This is a genomic window from Bacillus sp. 1735sda2 (genome assembly GCF_024159245.1).
GTDB classification, from domain to species: Bacteria; Bacillota; Bacilli; order Bacillales; family Bacillaceae; genus Bacillus; species Bacillus pumilus_O.
The window spans coordinates 2,404,647-2,421,122 of record NZ_JAMYWZ010000001.1 but is presented as its reverse complement, the minus strand read 5'-3'; the positions used below and the strand labels follow the sequence as shown (position 1 = coordinate 2,421,122).

Annotated in this window: 16 protein-coding genes; 10 read left to right on the top strand and 6 right to left on the bottom strand. The window is 40.6% G+C overall.

Annotated features, from left to right (window positions below; all coding sequences use genetic code 11):
- The first annotated feature begins 138 nt into the window (after window positions 1-138).
- Entirely contained in the window at window positions 139-1,056 is a 918-nt protein-coding gene (locus tag NKR21_RS12560; protein WP_144455870.1) for an ROK family protein, read from the top strand.
- Between the two features lie 87 nt (window positions 1,057-1,143).
- Here the strand turns inward: NKR21_RS12560 and NKR21_RS12555 are convergent, their stop codons facing one another.
- The 3 genes from NKR21_RS12555 to NKR21_RS12545 all read right to left on the bottom strand — a co-directional run bounded on the left by NKR21_RS12555 (window position 1,144) and on the right by NKR21_RS12545 (window position 4,710).
- Window positions 1,144-2,499, bottom strand: a complete 1,356-nt coding sequence (locus NKR21_RS12555; protein WP_224926054.1) for an IS1182-like element ISBpu1 family transposase — start codon at window positions 2,497-2,499, stop codon at window positions 1,144-1,146.
- A gap of 173 nt (window positions 2,500-2,672) precedes the next feature.
- On the bottom strand, window positions 2,673-4,028 hold the full coding sequence (locus tag NKR21_RS12550; protein WP_012008915.1) for an IS1182-like element ISBpu1 family transposase: 1,356 nt from the start codon (window positions 4,026-4,028) through the stop codon (window positions 2,673-2,675).
- A gap of 103 nt (window positions 4,029-4,131) precedes the next feature.
- Entirely contained in the window at window positions 4,132-4,710 is a 579-nt protein-coding gene (locus NKR21_RS12545; RefSeq protein WP_144457657.1) for a 5' nucleotidase, NT5C type, read from the bottom strand.
- Window positions 4,711-4,849: 139 nt separating this feature from the next.
- Here NKR21_RS12545 and NKR21_RS12540 point away from each other — a divergent pair, with 139 nt between their 5' ends.
- Window positions 4,850-5,212: a DUF308 domain-containing protein gene (locus NKR21_RS12540; RefSeq protein WP_003217474.1), complete on the top strand. Its 363-nt coding sequence runs from the start codon at window positions 4,850-4,852 to the stop codon at window positions 5,210-5,212.
- A 46-nt stretch (window positions 5,213-5,258) separates the two neighbouring features.
- Here NKR21_RS12540 and ispG read toward each other — a convergent pair whose 3' ends face one another.
- Both ispG and NKR21_RS12530 read right to left on the bottom strand, forming a co-directional pair.
- Window positions 5,259-6,371 (bottom strand): flavodoxin-dependent (E)-4-hydroxy-3-methylbut-2-enyl-diphosphate synthase, encoded by a 1,113-nt coding sequence (gene ispG, locus NKR21_RS12535; RefSeq protein ID WP_003217392.1) that lies wholly within the window; start codon window positions 6,369-6,371, stop codon window positions 5,259-5,261.
- Between the two features lie 105 nt (window positions 6,372-6,476).
- Window positions 6,477-6,779 carry a hypothetical protein gene (locus NKR21_RS12530; RefSeq protein ID WP_012010590.1) on the bottom strand — a complete coding sequence of 101 codons (303 nt, stop codon included), beginning with the start codon at window positions 6,777-6,779 and terminating at the stop codon, window positions 6,477-6,479.
- 189 nt (window positions 6,780-6,968) lie between these two features.
- Between NKR21_RS12530 and NKR21_RS12525 the strand changes: the two genes are divergently transcribed.
- Complete coding sequence (locus NKR21_RS12525; protein WP_041815737.1) at window positions 6,969-7,514, top strand: GNAT family N-acetyltransferase; 546 nt, start codon at window positions 6,969-6,971, stop codon at window positions 7,512-7,514.
- A 55-nt stretch (window positions 7,515-7,569) separates the two neighbouring features.
- On the opposite strand, the gene NKR21_RS12520 is transcribed toward NKR21_RS12525, so the two are convergent.
- Entirely contained in the window at window positions 7,570-8,340 is a 771-nt protein-coding gene (locus NKR21_RS12520) for a DUF1189 domain-containing protein (RefSeq protein ID WP_144457659.1), read from the bottom strand.
- A gap of 143 nt (window positions 8,341-8,483) precedes the next feature.
- Here NKR21_RS12520 and NKR21_RS12515 point away from each other — a divergent pair, with 143 nt between their 5' ends.
- The 7 genes from NKR21_RS12515 (at window position 8,484) to pstA (ending at window position 16,453) form a co-directional block, all read left to right on the top strand.
- A complete protein-coding gene (locus tag NKR21_RS12515) occupies window positions 8,484-8,969 on the top strand; it encodes a DUF456 domain-containing protein (RefSeq protein WP_012010587.1) in 486 nt (161 codons plus the stop codon).
- Between the two features lie 186 nt (window positions 8,970-9,155).
- Window positions 9,156-9,764 carry a superoxide dismutase SodA gene (gene sodA, locus NKR21_RS12510; protein ID WP_007501264.1) on the top strand — a complete coding sequence of 203 codons (609 nt, stop codon included), beginning with the start codon at window positions 9,156-9,158 and terminating at the stop codon, window positions 9,762-9,764.
- A gap of 122 nt (window positions 9,765-9,886) precedes the next feature.
- Window positions 9,887-11,173, top strand: a complete 1,287-nt coding sequence (locus NKR21_RS12505) for an MFS transporter (RefSeq protein WP_012010586.1) — start codon at window positions 9,887-9,889, stop codon at window positions 11,171-11,173.
- A gap of 122 nt (window positions 11,174-11,295) precedes the next feature.
- Window positions 11,296-13,431: a peptidoglycan D,D-transpeptidase FtsI family protein gene (locus tag NKR21_RS12500; RefSeq protein ID WP_041815732.1), complete on the top strand. Its 2,136-nt coding sequence runs from the start codon at window positions 11,296-11,298 to the stop codon at window positions 13,429-13,431.
- A gap of 214 nt (window positions 13,432-13,645) precedes the next feature.
- Window positions 13,646-14,563, top strand: coding sequence for a phosphate ABC transporter substrate-binding protein (locus NKR21_RS12495; RefSeq protein ID WP_012010584.1), 918 nt, complete (start codon window positions 13,646-13,648; stop codon window positions 14,561-14,563).
- Window positions 14,564-14,642: 79 nt separating this feature from the next.
- Window positions 14,643-15,569: a phosphate ABC transporter permease subunit PstC gene (pstC, locus tag NKR21_RS12490; protein WP_012010583.1), complete on the top strand. Its 927-nt coding sequence runs from the start codon at window positions 14,643-14,645 to the stop codon at window positions 15,567-15,569.
- Window positions 15,569-16,453, top strand: coding sequence for a phosphate ABC transporter permease PstA (pstA, locus tag NKR21_RS12485; RefSeq protein WP_003217489.1), 885 nt, complete (start codon window positions 15,569-15,571; stop codon window positions 16,451-16,453). Before pstC ends, pstA begins: the two co-directional genes overlap by 1 nt.
- Window positions 16,454-16,476: the final 23 nt, after the last annotated feature.

Genomic DNA, 16,476 nt, shown 5'->3' with positions numbered 1-16,476 from the left:
AAACCGAAACCTCTAGCCTTAGAGCTGGCGTTTTCTCTTGTCTTTTTGAAAACGTTTTACAAAGGGCGGCTGTTTCATTAAAATGAGAACAAGGTACTGAAGAAATTTGTGTCTTTTGGAGTAAAGGGAGGGTCAAAAGTGGCGTATTATGTCGTGTTTGATGTAGGCGGAACGAGAACAAAACATGGATTAATGGATCAGGAGGGGGAGCTGGTCACGAGTGGTGACTATGAAACGAACTGTCGTCAGCTTGAACCGTTTTTAGAAACGATGGCGGATGTGGTCAAGCGATATCAGAAAACGTCAGATGTCAGCGGAATCGCGATTAGTCTTCCGGGCTTTGTGGACAGTGAAACAGGTTATACAGAATTTGCAGGAGCCATCATTGCCTTAAATGGTCAAAATCTAAAAACTCTTTTAGAAGAGAAAACCTCTCTTCGTGTTGAAGTCGAAAATGATGCGAACTGTGCAGCTCTTGCAGAAAGATATAGTGGTCATGCGAAAGAGTGTGACAGTTTTATTTGTATGACGCTTGGCACAGGTGTTGGGGGTGGTATTTTCGCTGGTGGTCAGCTTGTGCGCGGAGCTTCTTTTCGCGGCGGTGAATTTGGCATGATGCTGACAGAAACAGACAATGGACAATTTACAACACTCAACAGCAGTGCTTCAACGGCGGGTTTAATTCGCAGCTATAAAGAAAAACAAGGCATTCCCCAAAGTACTCAAATAGACGGTCAAGACATTTTTGAAAAGGCAAAGCATGATCCGTCCATTGAAAAACTAGTGGATCAGTGGTACAAGCGAATCGCCATTGGCATTTACAATGTAGCAACCGTCCTTAATCCAGAGAAAATCCTCATTGGCGGCGGTGTAAGTGCAAGACCAGAATTGCTATCAAACATTGAGCAACATTTACATACTCTGCCTGCGTGGAAGAACATTCAAGTGAAGGTGGAAACATGCTATTACTTGAATCAGGCAGGCATGAAGGGAGCGCTATACCATTTTCTCATGACAGAAGGGCAGCTTGTTTCATCAAAAAAGCCGATACTCTAATGTATCGGCTTCAGACCGTAGACAAACCCTACCTTTACTTCAAGTAAAAGTGGGGTTTTCACATTTTTTTGAAAAACATCATGTGTTTTACGCTGGACATGGTACTTTCCATGTCCAGTTTGCTAGTTTTTTAAGGTTCATGGCAGCGAAAGTAAGCATCGCTTGCATTGAAACTTTTTTTAGTCCACGAAGTTTCGTCCAACGCATACCATGCTTTTCTTTTGCATCCGCAAAAACGCGTTCAATCGTTTCTTTCCGTTTTGCGTAGATGCTCTTATTTATTTCAGTGAGTCTCAGATTGTCTGCTTCATCTAGATAATCCTGCCAAATATGCCGATGAATTTGTTTGGTGTGGTTTTGACTTTGGGTACAGTTATCTAAAAACGAACAGGACTCACATACTTCTGAATCGGATGCATATTGCTTATAGCCTTCTCTAGTCGTTGTACGATAAGAGAGAATTTGCCCGTTGGGGCAAATGTAACAATCAAAATATGCATCATATACGTATTCATTCTTTTTCAAATAACCAGCTTTTGTTCTTGGACGAGTGTAGGGCATGACAGGTCTTATCTCTTGATCCATTAAGAACTTAGCGATGTAAGGTGTTTTATATCCAGCATCTACTGCGACTACATTTGGTTTTCCGACTTTCTCTGTCACTTTTGATACGAGTGAATCCAACATACGACTATCATGAACATTTCCGCCTGTGACCAGCGAGCCTAAAATAAATCCTTTTGAATCACACGCTGTATGAAATGAATAAGCAAATGACTTTTCACGTTCATCCTTTACATAATAGCCACTCTCTGGGTCAGTTGTACTGACCTTGATTTCTTTTGTTTCTTCTTTATTCTGTAGGGGTAAGGGCTTTTTTCCATGTTCTTCACGATCAATATTGATCTCTTCATGAAGCTGATTTTGATAACTTCTTGTCTCAACTCGAACGATTTTCTTTTCAAGTTTTTTCTTATTGGCGTTCGCTTTGACATGAGTCGAATCAATGAAGGCGATAGACGGGTCAACGAGCCCTTTTTTCATCGCTTCTCTTAAGATTCGATAAAAAATTTGTTCGAATAAATCTGTATCGTGGAAGCGTCTCACGTAGTTTTTACCGAAGGTAGAAAAGTGCGGAATTTTCTCCGAAAATCCATACCCAATAAACCAACGATAAGCCACATTGGTTTCAATTTCTTTAATGGTTTGACGCATGGAGCGAATGCCAAATAGATATTGGATTAAGACCATCTTAATGAGAACAACAGGATCAACACTTGGTCTACCATTATCAGAACTATAATGATCTTTGACAAGATCATAAATGAAATCGAAATCGATTGCTTGTTCAATTTTCCGCACAAGATGATCTTCAGGCACTAATTCATCTAAAGCCACTACTTCTAATTGATTTCTTCTTTCTTCTTCACGTTTCGATAACATGTTTATCCCCCACAGATTATTGTTATTACCCTTATTATACAAAAAAGCTTGTAGACTTTGTCTACAAGCTGAAGCCGATACTCTAATGTATCGGCTCAGACCGTAGACAAACCCTACCTTTACTTCAAGTAAAAGTGGGGTTTTCACATTTTTTTTGAAAAACATCATGTGTTTTACGCTGGACATGGTACTTTCCATGTCCAGTTTGCTAGTTTTTTAAGGTTCATGGCAGCGAAAGTAAGCATCGCTTGCATTGAAACTTTTTTTAGTCCACGAAGTTTCGTCCAACGCATACCATGCTTTTCTTTTGCATCCGCAAAAACGCGTTCAATCGTTTCTTTCCGTTTTGCGTAGATGCTCTTATTTATTTCAGTGAGTCTCAGATTGTCTGCTTCATCTAGATAATCCTGCCAAATATGCCGATGAATTTGTTTGGTGTGGTTTTGACTTTGGGTACAGTTATCTAAAAACGAGCAGGACTCACATACTTCTGAATCGGATACATATTGCTTATAGCCTTCTCTAGTCGTTGTACGATAAGAGAGAATTTGCCCGTTGGGGCAAATGTAACAATCAAAATATGCATCATATACGTATTCATTCTTTTTCAAATAACCAGCTTTTGTTCTTGGACGAGTGTAGGGCATGACAGGTCTTATCTCTTGATCCATTAAGAACTTAGCGATGTAAGGTGTTTTATATCCCGCATCTACTGCGACTACATTTGGTTTTCCGACTTTCTCTGTCACTTTTGATACGAGTGAATCCAACATACGACTATCATGAACATTTCCGCCTGTGACCAGCGAGCCTAAAATAAATCCTTTTGAATCACACGCTGTATGAAATGAATAAGCAAATGACTTTTCACGTTCATCCTTTACATAATAGCCACTCTCTGGGTCAGTTGTACTGACCTTGATTTCTTTTGTTTCTTCTTTATTCTGTAGGGGTAAGGGCTTTTTTCCATGTTCTTCACGATCAATATTGATCTCTTCATGAAGCTGATTTTGATAACTTCTTGTCTCAACTCGAACGATTTTCTTTTCAAGTTTTTTCTTATTGGCGTTCGCTTTGACATGAGTCGAATCAATGAAGGCGATAGACGGGTCAACGAGCCCTTTTTTCATCGCTTCTCTTAAGATTCGATAAAAAATTTGTTCGAATAAATCTGTATCGTGGAAGCGTCTCACGTAGTTTTTACCGAAGGTAGAAAAGTGCGGAATTTTCTCCGAAAATCCATACCCAATAAACCAACGATAAGCCACATTGGTTTCAATTTCTTTAATGGTTTGACGCATGGAGCGAATGCCAAATAGATATTGGATTAAGACCATCTTAATGAGAACAACAGGATCAACACTTGGTCTACCATTATCAGAACTATAATGATCTTTGACAAGATCATAAATGAAATCGAAATCGATTGCTTGTTCAATTTTCCGCACAAGATGATCTTCAGGCACTAATTCATCTAAAGCCACTACTTCTAATTGATTTCTTCTTTCTTCTTCACGTTTCGATAACATGTTTATCCCCCACAGATTATTGTTATTACCCTTATTATACAAAAAAGCTTGTAGACTTTGTCTACAAGCTGAGCCGATACTCTAATGTATCGGCTTTTCTGTATTAATAAGCAGTTTCCAAACGCTGCTCGTATTGTTTGATCCATTGAGATGCTTCCTGCCAGTTGTTGACGCGTATAATCCTGTCATCAATGGGCATTTGATTATATGGGGAGTTAAAAAGAATAACCGGGATGTCAGCCTCTTTTGCAATCATTGTGGCATTCCCATGATGATCTTCGAAAAACACATCAATCTCGTGCTTCTGGACAGCTTCGAGCTTATGATGACCGCCAACCAGCTCAATGTCATCATAGTGCACGTGATGTTTGTGGAACCACTCATAGGTGATATCCGCATGATGCTGCCTTCTTGCTGTAATATAGATCAGCCTGTGCTGATGTTTCATTTGATCAAGAATCTCTTTTGCGTCCTTAGCAGGCTTTGCCTGTTTATATATAAGAGGCTCATGCTGATTCATCCAGCCCCAAAACTCTTCTTGTGAAATATTTAAAAGCTTCGTCAAATCATATTCTGTCATATCTTCTAGTGTCATGGCACATTGGAACGACTCATTTAAATAGGGAACAAAGGTGTCCTGCGCCGTCACTGTGCCATCAATATCAATTCCTAAACGTAACATGCCCACACTCCTCATTTTTATACTCTTAAAGTGTAACATAATCAATTCACAATTCCAGCAAGTTTTAGCAAACATGAAACAGACATTTTTGCTCATACTAAAAAAGCTCCTTTCTATTAACCAAAAGGGGGAATTGATCATGGAAAGAGACGAAGATTTCAGAAGAAATGATCGTGAAATCGACACACACTTTAGTAATGATGATGGCTATCTAGAGGAAACAGCTGCTGAAATTGCAGAGCCATATCAGGCTTCAAGAGATCGAGTAGATAGACGAGAACGTGACCAAGTAGGTGACGATTCTGGCAGTAAGGGGATAGGCTATACAGCCCTCGCGATTGCGATTATCTCGTTATTTGTCTTGCCGGTTCTATTAGGAGTAGCGGCAATCGTCGTTGGTTATATTGCAAGAAGAAAAGGAGCACATGCGCTTGGCGCATGGTCAATCGGGATCGGAATTGTTTCCGTCATCCTAGGCATATTTATCACCCCGTTCTTTTAACAAGAACAACAGAAAAACGCCTGACAGTGACGTCAGGCGTTTTTTGTTATGCGTTGGCTTTTGCTTTTTCAGCTTCCATTTTTGCATAGTGCTCTTCAGCAATTTTATCGATTTCTTTTTTCAGTTCTTCTACCATCGTTTCTTCTGGTACTTTACGAACAATTTCACCTTTACGGAACAATAGACCTTCGCCTCTAGCGCCGGCAATTCCGATGTCAGCTTCACGCGCTTCCCCTGGACCATTTACAGCACAGCCAAGAACAGCTACTTTAATCGGTGCTTTAATTGTGGAGATATATTCTTCGACTTCATTTGCAATGCTAATGAGGTCAATTTCGATTCGTCCACAAGTTGGGCAAGAGATCAGTGTTGCTGCATTTGCTGCAAGACCAAATGATTTCAACAGTTCGCGTGCTACTTTTACTTCTTCAACTGGATCAGCACTTAATGAGATGCGGAGTGTGTTCCCAATCCCCATATTCAAGATAGCACCTAGACCAGCTGCACTTTTGACTGTACCTGCAAATAATGTACCTGATTCTGTAATCCCAAGGTGAAGAGGGTAGTCAAATGCTTTTGCTGCTTTTTCATATGCCTCAATCGCTAGGTTGACATCAGATGCTTTCATGCTGACGATGATATCATGAAAATCTAGATCTTCAAGAATTTTAATGTGGTGCAGTGCACTTTCGACCATACCATCTGCTGTTGGGTAACCGTATTTATCAAGAATTTTTTTCTCTAATGAACCAGCGTTTACCCCAATACGGATTGGAATGCCTTTTTCTTTTGCTGCTTTCACAACTGCTTCGACTTTTTCTCGTCTTCCGATGTTCCCTGGATTGATTCGAATTTTGTCTGCACCTGCTTCAATTGCTTTCAGTGCAAGCTTGTAGTCAAAATGAATATCGACAACAAGCGGGATGTTGATTTGTTTTTTTATGTCTGCAATCGCATTTGCTGCACGCTCGTCTGGGCATGCGACACGCACGATTTGACAGCCTGCTTCTTCAAGACGCTTAATTTCAGCTACTGTCGCTTCGACATCATGTGTTTTGGTTGTTGCCATACTTTGAATGACAACCTCATTATTTCCACCTATAGTTAAAGGTCCCACTTTGACGGGACGCGTTTTAGTACGATGTGTGACTTCACTCACTTGTCAATCGCTCCTTAGTGTACAAGCAATCATTTGCTATGTACGTCTTGTTTTACAGTTCATATTGTAACAGTCTCTTTGTATGAATGACAAGGAATTAACGTTTTATCTCTTATATACCGGAAACTTATATGTGCTGCCTGCCCGAATTTCGTTTGCTTTGACGCCTTGATTCAGCTCTTCGAAATCCTCAATGACTTCATCAAGTGGCTTACTTGTATGAACGATAGAGACGACGGTTTCACCTTGTTTCACCGTGACCTTCTTATATGCTTTTTTCTCAGCCGTTTGAAAGGCATTTGCAGGGACTGCTGGACCTTCTTCAACGGGGATGGTGCCATTTTTCAAATCAAAAAAGATAATAAAGAGGACAAACAAACTGATTAGCAAAAAAATAATACGCCGCATTTCACTCACCGCTTTTAAGAGTTTACTTCAGTCTATGCATGTGCTGAAATGATAGAACCAACATGAGAAGAAAAGCTGGAAAGGAAGGTTCTAGTTCGTTCTAGTGTGTCTTGTAATGAATTTACGTTCGGCGGTGCTTTATTAAGCATCTATCACGATTATGATAAAATAAGAACAGGGGGAGAGTTTTTGAAGAAAATCGGTCAGCATATATATGTGAGAGTGCTAACAGAAAAAGATGCACAATCACTACTTACACTTGAGCTTGAGAATCGCTCCTATTTTCAGCAATTTACACCTTTGGTGAAAGACGATTTTTTCACGTTGTCTCGTCAAATTGAACGAATTCAGCGCAGTGTGGAAAGATGCGCGCAGGATGAAGCCTATATGCATGGTATTTTCTTAAATGAAACAGATGGCTTAATTGGGACAATCTCTTTAAGTTCTGTCGTAAGAGGTCCGGTAGAGGGAGCTTGGCTAGGGTATGTACTTGATGAAAAGCATGGTGGGAAAGGGTATATGACAGAAGCCATTCGTTTAATCATCGATTATGCTTTTGATGAGCTGCACCTGCATCGTATTGAAGCTGGAGTAAAGCCGAGTAATATAGGTTCCATTCGTGTGCTGGAAAAGACAGGTTTTGAAAATGAGGGACTGAATCGTAAAAAAGTAAAGATTAATGACGTATGGGAAGATCATTATTTGTTTGCGATCATTCATCCGGATGAATCATAGAGCACGCACATACATAAAAAGCTCCTCCGAGTTGGGGGAGCTTTCATCTACTTAATTAATTTTTAACAAGTGGTTTATGTTTAGCGGGTATTTCCTTTACAACAAGGTATAAGAAGATAAAGTTAATGACCCAATTTAATAAAAATGAATTCGCAACAGGTGTGTTTAATGCGCTCATGATGGCGAAAAAGACTGTTGTTAATGTGAGTGAGTAAGCAGAGAGTTTCCACAGCATTTGGAAGGAAAGCTCTTTTTGTTGCATGCGTTTAATAAATGTACCAAGCATCGCAAGGAAAGTTGCGCTAATGAACATGAGAGCCGCAGTTGATAGATATAGCAGCACACAGATGACTGGGATAATAATCGCTTGATTCTGATTTGTCACGCGGGCAAGTTCGTCTTTTGTCAGCGTTCCACCAAGCAGCTGATACGGAATATCTGTCATTTGCCCATCGATGGCAATCACTGCTTTTTCTTTTAATAATGCGATGGCCGTTTGCTTTGATTCAAGCTCACTTGCTTTTATTTTTTCAGCAGGATCAAAAAAGATCGTAATGCCGTTTTCTTCTTTTTCTATCGGTTCACTTTGATCCGCTTGAAGCTTTCCTTTTTCGATTGAGAAATCAGGTAAATCTTTTTTGATCACATGCTGAAATCCTGACATCGCATTTGAGATCTCTTGGCTCATATGATAACCCTGAGGAACTGCTGCGATGATCGAAAGGATAAAAATGAATAAAATTGCTTTTCCAATCCCTGTAAACCGTGCTTTAGCAATATCTTTTGGTGAATAAATGCCTTTTAACAATAATTTAAATACGTTCAATCAATTCACTTCCTACATTCTTTTCTATTTCTCATATTGTATCAATGTCTATCTAACAAGTACAAGTATGGCCTTCATTGCTGGTTAAGATAGAAGGAATGAGGCATAATGAATACAGCAAATAAAAAGGAGGCGGCTGTGACTTGGACGTGCTGTATTGGATTCTCATTATTTGTGCATTTATCATTGCATTTGTTGGACTTGTTTATCCAATTATCCCTAGCGTGGTTTTTATCGTTCTCGGATTTATTCTATATGGTTTCTTTTTCAGCTTCGAGCCGCTGACACTGACGTTTTGGCTCATTCAAGCCGTGTTTACCGCAGTATTATTTGCGGCAGATTATGTCTCAAATCTTATTGGGGTCAAGCGGTTTGGTGGTAGCCGTGCAGCTATTTGGGGAAGTACCATCGGGTTATTAGTCGGTCCCTTTGTCATTCCGATTGCAGGAATTATCATTGGTCCATTTATCGGAAGTGTTATTGCAGAGCTCCTTGTTCATCAAAAAGATGTGAAGACAAGTGTGAAAGTAGGATTAGGCTCATTAATCGGATTTATATCAGGGGTATTTGCCAAAGGATTGATCCAAGCGCTGATGCTGGGCATCTTTTTATTCTATGTCCTTCGATAAATAGAAAAAAGGAGTTTAAAACTTTTTCCAAAGGGCTAAATACAAAATAAACACTGAAATGTTTCAGATCATGAGCAATAACGTTGAAACAAGCCAATTCTTTTGATACTCTTTGAGTAGGGTGAATTGCTTGCTTATACCTAAGGAAGCATTTCAGTACATACATTTCTAAGGAGGAATTTAACCATGGCTTTTAAACTTCCAGAATTACCATATGCTTACGATGCATTAGAACCACATATCGACAAGGAAACAATGACGATTCACCACACAAAACACCACAACACATACGTAACAAACTTAAACAAAGCAATCGAAGGTGTATCAGCTCTTGAAGATCAATCAATCGAAGAGCTAGTGGCTAACCTAAACTCTGTGCCTGAGAACATCCGTACAGCTGTACGTAACAATGGCGGAGGACATGCTAACCACTCATTATTCTGGACGCTTCTTTCACCAAACGGTGGCGGCGCACCAACTGGTGAACTTGCAGATGCAATCGAAAAAGAATTAGGCGGATTTGAAAAATTCAAATCTGATTTCGCTGCAGCAGCTGCAGGACGCTTTGGTTCTGGTTGGGCATGGCTTGTTGTGAACAATGGCAAACTTGAAATCACAAGCACGCCAAACCAAGATTCTCCTTTAACTGAAGGAAAAACACCAATTCTAGGACTTGACGTTTGGGAGCATGCTTACTACCTAAACTACCAAAACCGTCGTCCTGATTACATTTCAGCATTCTGGAATGTTGTGAACTGGGATGAAGTGGCTCGCCTTTACAGCGAAGCTAAATAAATCATTTGATTTGAAAAGACCTGCTCTTTAGAGAAGCAGGTCTTTTTATATTTTCCCTCCTTTTTTTACATATCTGCCTTTTGATGAGACAGACTATTGTGTAGAAAAGGAGAATGAAATATATGAGCAGATTAAAGAAAATGTTCGGGGACATGGATGTGACAAGAGATTTAATGCTCCTCCTCACGATTGGCGGATTATATGCACTTGCCATTGCGCTTTCTAATACGTTTGTAAACGTGTATTTATGGAAACAGTCTGGGAAATTCACCGATCTTGCGATTTACAATCTGGCTATTGTTGTGCTGCAGCCGATTACATTTTTATTCGCAGGCAAGCTCGCTAAAAAAATAGACCGGGCGTTTGTCCTTCGTTTCGGCGTTATCTTCTTAGCTGCTTTTTACTTAATTGTCTTAATAGCAGGAGAGCACGCAGCAGCGCGGCTTGTTTTATTAGGGAGTGTCCTTGGGATCGGTTATGGCTTTTACTGGCTTGCTTTTAACGTACTTACCTTTGAGATCACCGAGCCCGAAACAAGAGATTTCTTTAATGGATTTCTCGGCGTGCTGTCATCTACAGCTGGCATGATCGGTCCTCTTATTGCGGGGATTGTCATATCGCAATTAACAGATGATACAGGCTATACGGTGATTTTCACGTTATCGCTTTTTTTGTTTTCACTCGCGGTTGTGATGAGCTTTTTCCTCAAGAGAAGGCAGTCCAAAGGGAAATTCATCATCAAGCAAATATGGAAAGAACGTCATGCTGACGAGAATTGGCGTAGGATTACAACAGCTCACTTTTTTCAAGGGCTTCGTGAAGGAGTCTTTGTCTTCTTAATCAGTGTCTTTGTGTTTATCGCAACAAACAGTGAACTTGCTCTTGGGACATTTGGTTTGGTGAACTCAGGTGTTGCTTTTTTCGCTTATTTCTTCGCTACGCGTTTGATTAAGAAAAAGTGGCGTAAGAAAGCCATCATGCTTGGCGGGCTGATTTTATACGGAGCCTTGTTCTTAATCGTCTTTCACTTGTCCTATGTATCACTTCTCATGTATGCGGTCGCCATTGCGATAGGATATCCGCTTCTGCTTGTTCCATATGTATCCTTAACATACGATGTCATCGGTCATGCAAGGTATGCAAGGAAAGCCCGAATTGAATATATTGTGGTCAGAGAGCTGTTTTTAAATGCTGGCCGTATTTGTTCTATTTTGTTGTTTCTTTTGTCTGTCACTTTACTTGGTGATGAGCTCGGGATACCTGCATCTCTCGTTGTGCTTGGAGCGGGACATACCCTCATTTATTTCTTTGTAAAAGATATTCATTTGAAAGAAAAAACTGCTGATATGAAAGAGGCAGACGGTCAAAAGCCAGTTTCTCAGACGAACCTTATTAAGGGAGAAAGGTAAAATTTCTTACCAATGGAACATCAAATTTCTAGATAAATAATAGAAAAACCGCTAAAATGATGATGGCACCTTTTATACACAAAAAGGGGTGCCATTTCTTTCTTGATAGAAAAGGTGATGTGATGAGAAACAAGAAAAGCAAAAAAGACGCGAAGGAAGGGCGCAAAACACTTCCACTCCGGCTGAATTTACTATTTTTAGCTGCGTTTATTATTTTTACTGGTGTTGTTGTAAGACTCGGATTTGTACAAATTGTCAATGGAGAAGATTATAAAAAGCAGGCAGAAAAACAAGAGGATGTAAATGTCAGCTCAGCTGCTCCGCGCGGAAAAATTTACGATCGAAATTATAATACGATTGTCAGCAATAAAGCGCTAAATGCCATTACATATACGAGAACCTCGACGACTTCACAAGAAGAACGGCTCAAAGTGGCTACAAAATTAGCGGATATGATACATGTGAGTACGAAAAAAATCACAGATCGTGACAAAAAAGATTTCTGGATTTTAACGCATCCGAACGAAGCGAAAGAGCTTGTTCAAAAGGAATCAGAATTAAAGGGTGACGATAAGGTCGCTGATGATAAATTATATGAGCTTCAGCTGAAACGCATCACGGACAAGGAATTAAATCAATTGACGAAAAAAGACTTACAAGTGCTTGCGATTAAAAGACAAATGGATGCAGGGTATGCACTTACGCCTCAATTCATTAAAAATGATGATGTAAAGCCAAGTGAAATTGCTTACGTCTCTGAGCATTTGGACGAGCTGCCAGGTGTGGATGTCACAACAGACTGGTCACGCAGCTATCCGTATAAAGGACTGCTCCGCAGTATGCTCGGCAGTGTGTCCTCAAGTGATGAAGGACTTCCGCAGTCACTACTTGAACATTATTTATCGCTCGGCTACAGCCGAAATGATCGTGTAGGAAAAAGCTATTTAGAATATCAATATGAAGATGTCCTGCAAGGACAGAAGGAAAAAGAGCAGAGCACAACTGATAAAGAGGGCAATGTAACAAGCTCTAAAGTGCTAACAGAAGGAAAGAGCGGGAAAGACCTTGTGCTCACTATTGATATTCAACTACAAAAGGCAGTTGAAAAGATCATTGAAAAGAACTTAAAAAGTGCGAAACAAAGAGGCGGGACAGAGCTTCTTGATCGTGCGTTTGTTGTCATGATGGACCCTAGAAATGGAGAAGTTCTCTCCGTTGCTGGGAAACAGATTTCAAACAAAAACGGAAAATACAAATTTGATGACTACGCATTAGGAACAATGACATCATCCTATGCGATGGGCTCAGCCGTAAAAGGAGCCACTGTACTGACTGGCTATAAAACAGGTGTGATTCATATTGGAAGTACCCAGTACGATGAACCTCTGTACATCGCGCAGTCACCACCTAAGAAATCCTATCAAAATATGGGACTCATTAATGATTTAACGGCACTCGAGCGTTCATCTAACGTGTATATGTTTAAAACAGCGATTGCTGTTGGAAAAGGGGAGTATCGTAAGAACCAACCGCTCCCAATCGATCCGAAAGCTTTTGATACATTCCGTTATAATTTCAGTAAATTTGGTCTTGGGGTCAAAACAGGAATTGACCTGCCAAACGAAGCGACAGGCTACCGAGGAACGTCTACACAATCTGGACTCCTGCTTGACTATGCAATTGGACAGTATGATACGTTTACACCGCTGCAAATGGCGCAATACGTTTCAACGGTTGCCAATGGCGGATATCGTTTACGTCCGCAGCTTGTGAAAGAAGTGAGAGAGCCAGATCCGCAGCGCGGCATTGGTGCTGTAACAGAATCCGTCAAACCAGACGTATTGAATAAACTAGACATGACAAGTGATCAGATCAAGCGTGTTCAGCAAGGGTTCAAGCTTGTCATGCAGAACCCAAGAGGGACAGCCTACTCGAACTTTGGCAACAAAAAGTATAACCCAGCTGGCAAGACAGGAACCGCTCAATCATTCTATGACGGCCCAATTAAAAGCAAACGCGGCACACCAACATACAACACGACACTTGTGGCGTATGCGCCTGCTGATAACCCAGAAGTGGCCATTTCCGTCGTTGTACCATGGGTGTATCAGGACTACAATCAGCGCTATCCAATTACAAATGATATCGGTGAACAAGTATTAGACAAATACTTTGAGCTAAAATCAAAACAGGAAAGCAATGATACACAAGCGAAGAACAAAAATAAAATTGAAAATGAAGCAGAAACAAATGACTAGACCTTTTCTAGGTAAAAACGCTCACTTTTTGTGGGCGTTTTTTTACGTTTTCTTCAAAAATTCCGAGATAAATTGACAAAATACATAAAAAACATCGCAAGATCTCTACAAAACTTCGACATTTACAAAACCTTAACATTCCATTTAAACGAAATTAATAAAGAACCTTTAATGTATAACTCGTAGGACAAATTATTCAGGGGGTATTCTTGAAATGAAAAAGAACAAATTATGGCTGCTTACTTTCCTTACAATCGCATTGTTAGCATTCGTTACAGCATGCGGAAACAGCAGCTCAAGCGGAGATTCAAAAGACAGTAAAGGAAATGCTTCAAACAAAGATGAGGCATCAGGTTCCATTACCATCTCAGGATCATCTGCGATGCAGCCTTTAGTTCTTGCGGCAGCAGAAAAATTCATGGATAAACATCCAAAAGCCGATATTCAAGTACAAGCCGGCGGTTCAGGAACAGGGCTTTCTCAAGTGTCAGAAGGATCTGTACAAATTGGTAACTCAGATGTATTCGCAGAAGAGAAAGACGGGATCGACGCAAAAGCTTTAACAGACCACAAAGTAGCAGTTGTTGGAATGGCTGCAGCTGTAAACCCTGAAGTGGGTGTCAAAGACATCTCAAAGGACGAATTGAAAAAAATCTTCACTGGTAAAATCAAAAACTGGAAAGAGCTTGGCGGGAAAGACCAAAAAATCACTCTTGTGAACAGACCTGACTCTTCAGGAACTCGTGCAACATTTGTGAAGTATGCACTTGATGGTGCAACACCTGCAGAAGGAATCACAGAAGATTCTTCAAACACAGTGAAAAAATTGATTGCAGAAACACCAGGTGCGATTGGATACCTAGCATTCTCTTATTTAACAGATGACAAAATTACACCGCTTAGCATTGATGGTGTGAAACCGGAAGAAAGCAATGTAGAAAGCGGTAAATATACAATTTGGGCTTACGAGCATTCTTATACAAAAGGTGAGCCGGATGGTCTAGCAAAACAATTCTTAGATTACCTCATGAGTGATGAAGTACAAAAAGAAATCGTCAAAGATCAAGGCTACATCTCAGTTTCTAATATGAAAGTAGAAAGAGACGCAACAGGCAAACAAACAGATAAGTAATAGGTCTTGAATTGCTGATGAAGGAAAAGTGGAGCTTTTCACTTTTCCTTTTATGACATTCATAGGAGTGTAGAAAAAGATGAAGCAGATAGAACATACAGAAGCGAGCGATCGACTGATTCGCTCGAAGAAAAATAGGCAAATGGATGAAGTAAGAGGAAGTATTTTGGTGAGATTCTGCGCATTCTTAATGATTGCTGTATCGATCGCCATCACCATCTTCCTTGGTATTAAGGGTTTACAATCTTTCATCGTAAATGGTGTAAGCCCAATTGAGTTCTTAACCAGTATCAATTGGAACCCAACAGCAGAAAACCCGCAGTACGGCGCATTTCCTTTTATTTTCGGATCAATTGCCGTCACGCTCCTATCGGCACTTATTGCAGCGCCACTAGGCATTGCAGGCGCAATCTTTATGACAGAAATTGCACCTGCTTGGGGACGTAAAATCCTCCAGCCAGTCATCGAATTGCTTGTAGGGATTCCATCCGTTGTTTACGGATTCATAGGTCTTACAGTATTAGTGCCGTTTATCGGTCACTTCAAGTCAAGCGGGTCAGGGCATAGCGTGCTAGCAGGAACGATTGTCCTCTCTATTATGATTCTGCCAACCGTTACATCTATTGCGACTGATGCAATGGGTTCACTACCAAAAAGTTTACGTGAGGGATCGTACGCATTAGGTGCAACAAGATGGCAAACGATTAGACGTGTGCTTGTACCAGCAGCTCTGCCAACATTAATGACAGCGGTCGTTCTTGGCATGGCTAGAGCATTCGGCGAAGCCCTTGCTGTACAGATGGTCATTGGAAACACGCGTAATTTACCAGAGAGCATTATGGATACAGCTGGTACATTAACAACCATTATTACGTTAAACATGGGTCACACAACGTATGGAAGTGTTGAGAATAATACACTTTGGTCAATGGGGCTTGTCCTTCTAGTTGTATCATTTATGTTCATACTCATTATCAGATACTTGTCGTCTAGGAGGAAGATTTAATGAATAGCAAAATGACCGATCGTTTTGCCACATTTATATTTGGATTATGTGCAGCCATTATTACGGCGATTCTCGTTGGTTTGTTTTCTTATATCATTTTCAACGGTGCAAAAGAATTAAATTTCGACTTTTTAACAACCCGCTCAAGTGCGATTGGCTCTGGCGGCGGTATCAGGGATCAGCTCTTTAACTCGTTTTATATTTTGTTTATTACGATGCTGATCACAGTACCGCTTGGCGTCGGCGGTGGCGTGTATATGGCAGAGTACGCGCCTCAAAACAAAGTCACAGATTTTATTCGTACATGTATTGAAGTGCTGTCTTCGCTTCCATCTATCGTCATTGGTATGTTTGGTTTACTCATGTTTGTGAATTTAACAGGCTGGGGCTATACGATCATTGGGGGAGCTCTTGCACTCACTGTGTTTAACCTGCCGGTGATGGTCAGGGTCACAGAAGATGCGCTGCGCTCAGTACCGAAGGATCAAAAGGAAGCATCTCTTGCGCTTGGTGTAACGAAGTGGCACACAGTCAAAACAGTCCTTATTCCAGGTGCGCTTCCATCTATTATCACGGGTGCGATTTTAGCATCAGGAAGAGTCTTTGGTGAGGCGGCAGCCCTTCTTTTTACAGCAGGTCTCTCTACACCGCGCCTTGATTTCACAAACTGGAGTCCTTTTTCTGATACGTCACCGCTGAATGTATTTAGACCGGCAGAAACATTAGCCGTTCATATATGGAACGTCAATACACAAGGAATCATTCCAGATGCAGAGGCCATTGCAAATGGTGCATCAGCTGTACTTGTGCTTTCAGTCTTATTGTTCAACTTAGCAGCTAGATGGCTTGGTTCATTTATTCATAAAAAGCTTACGTCAAAATAATGTGAGAGAGGTGTGAAGGGGAT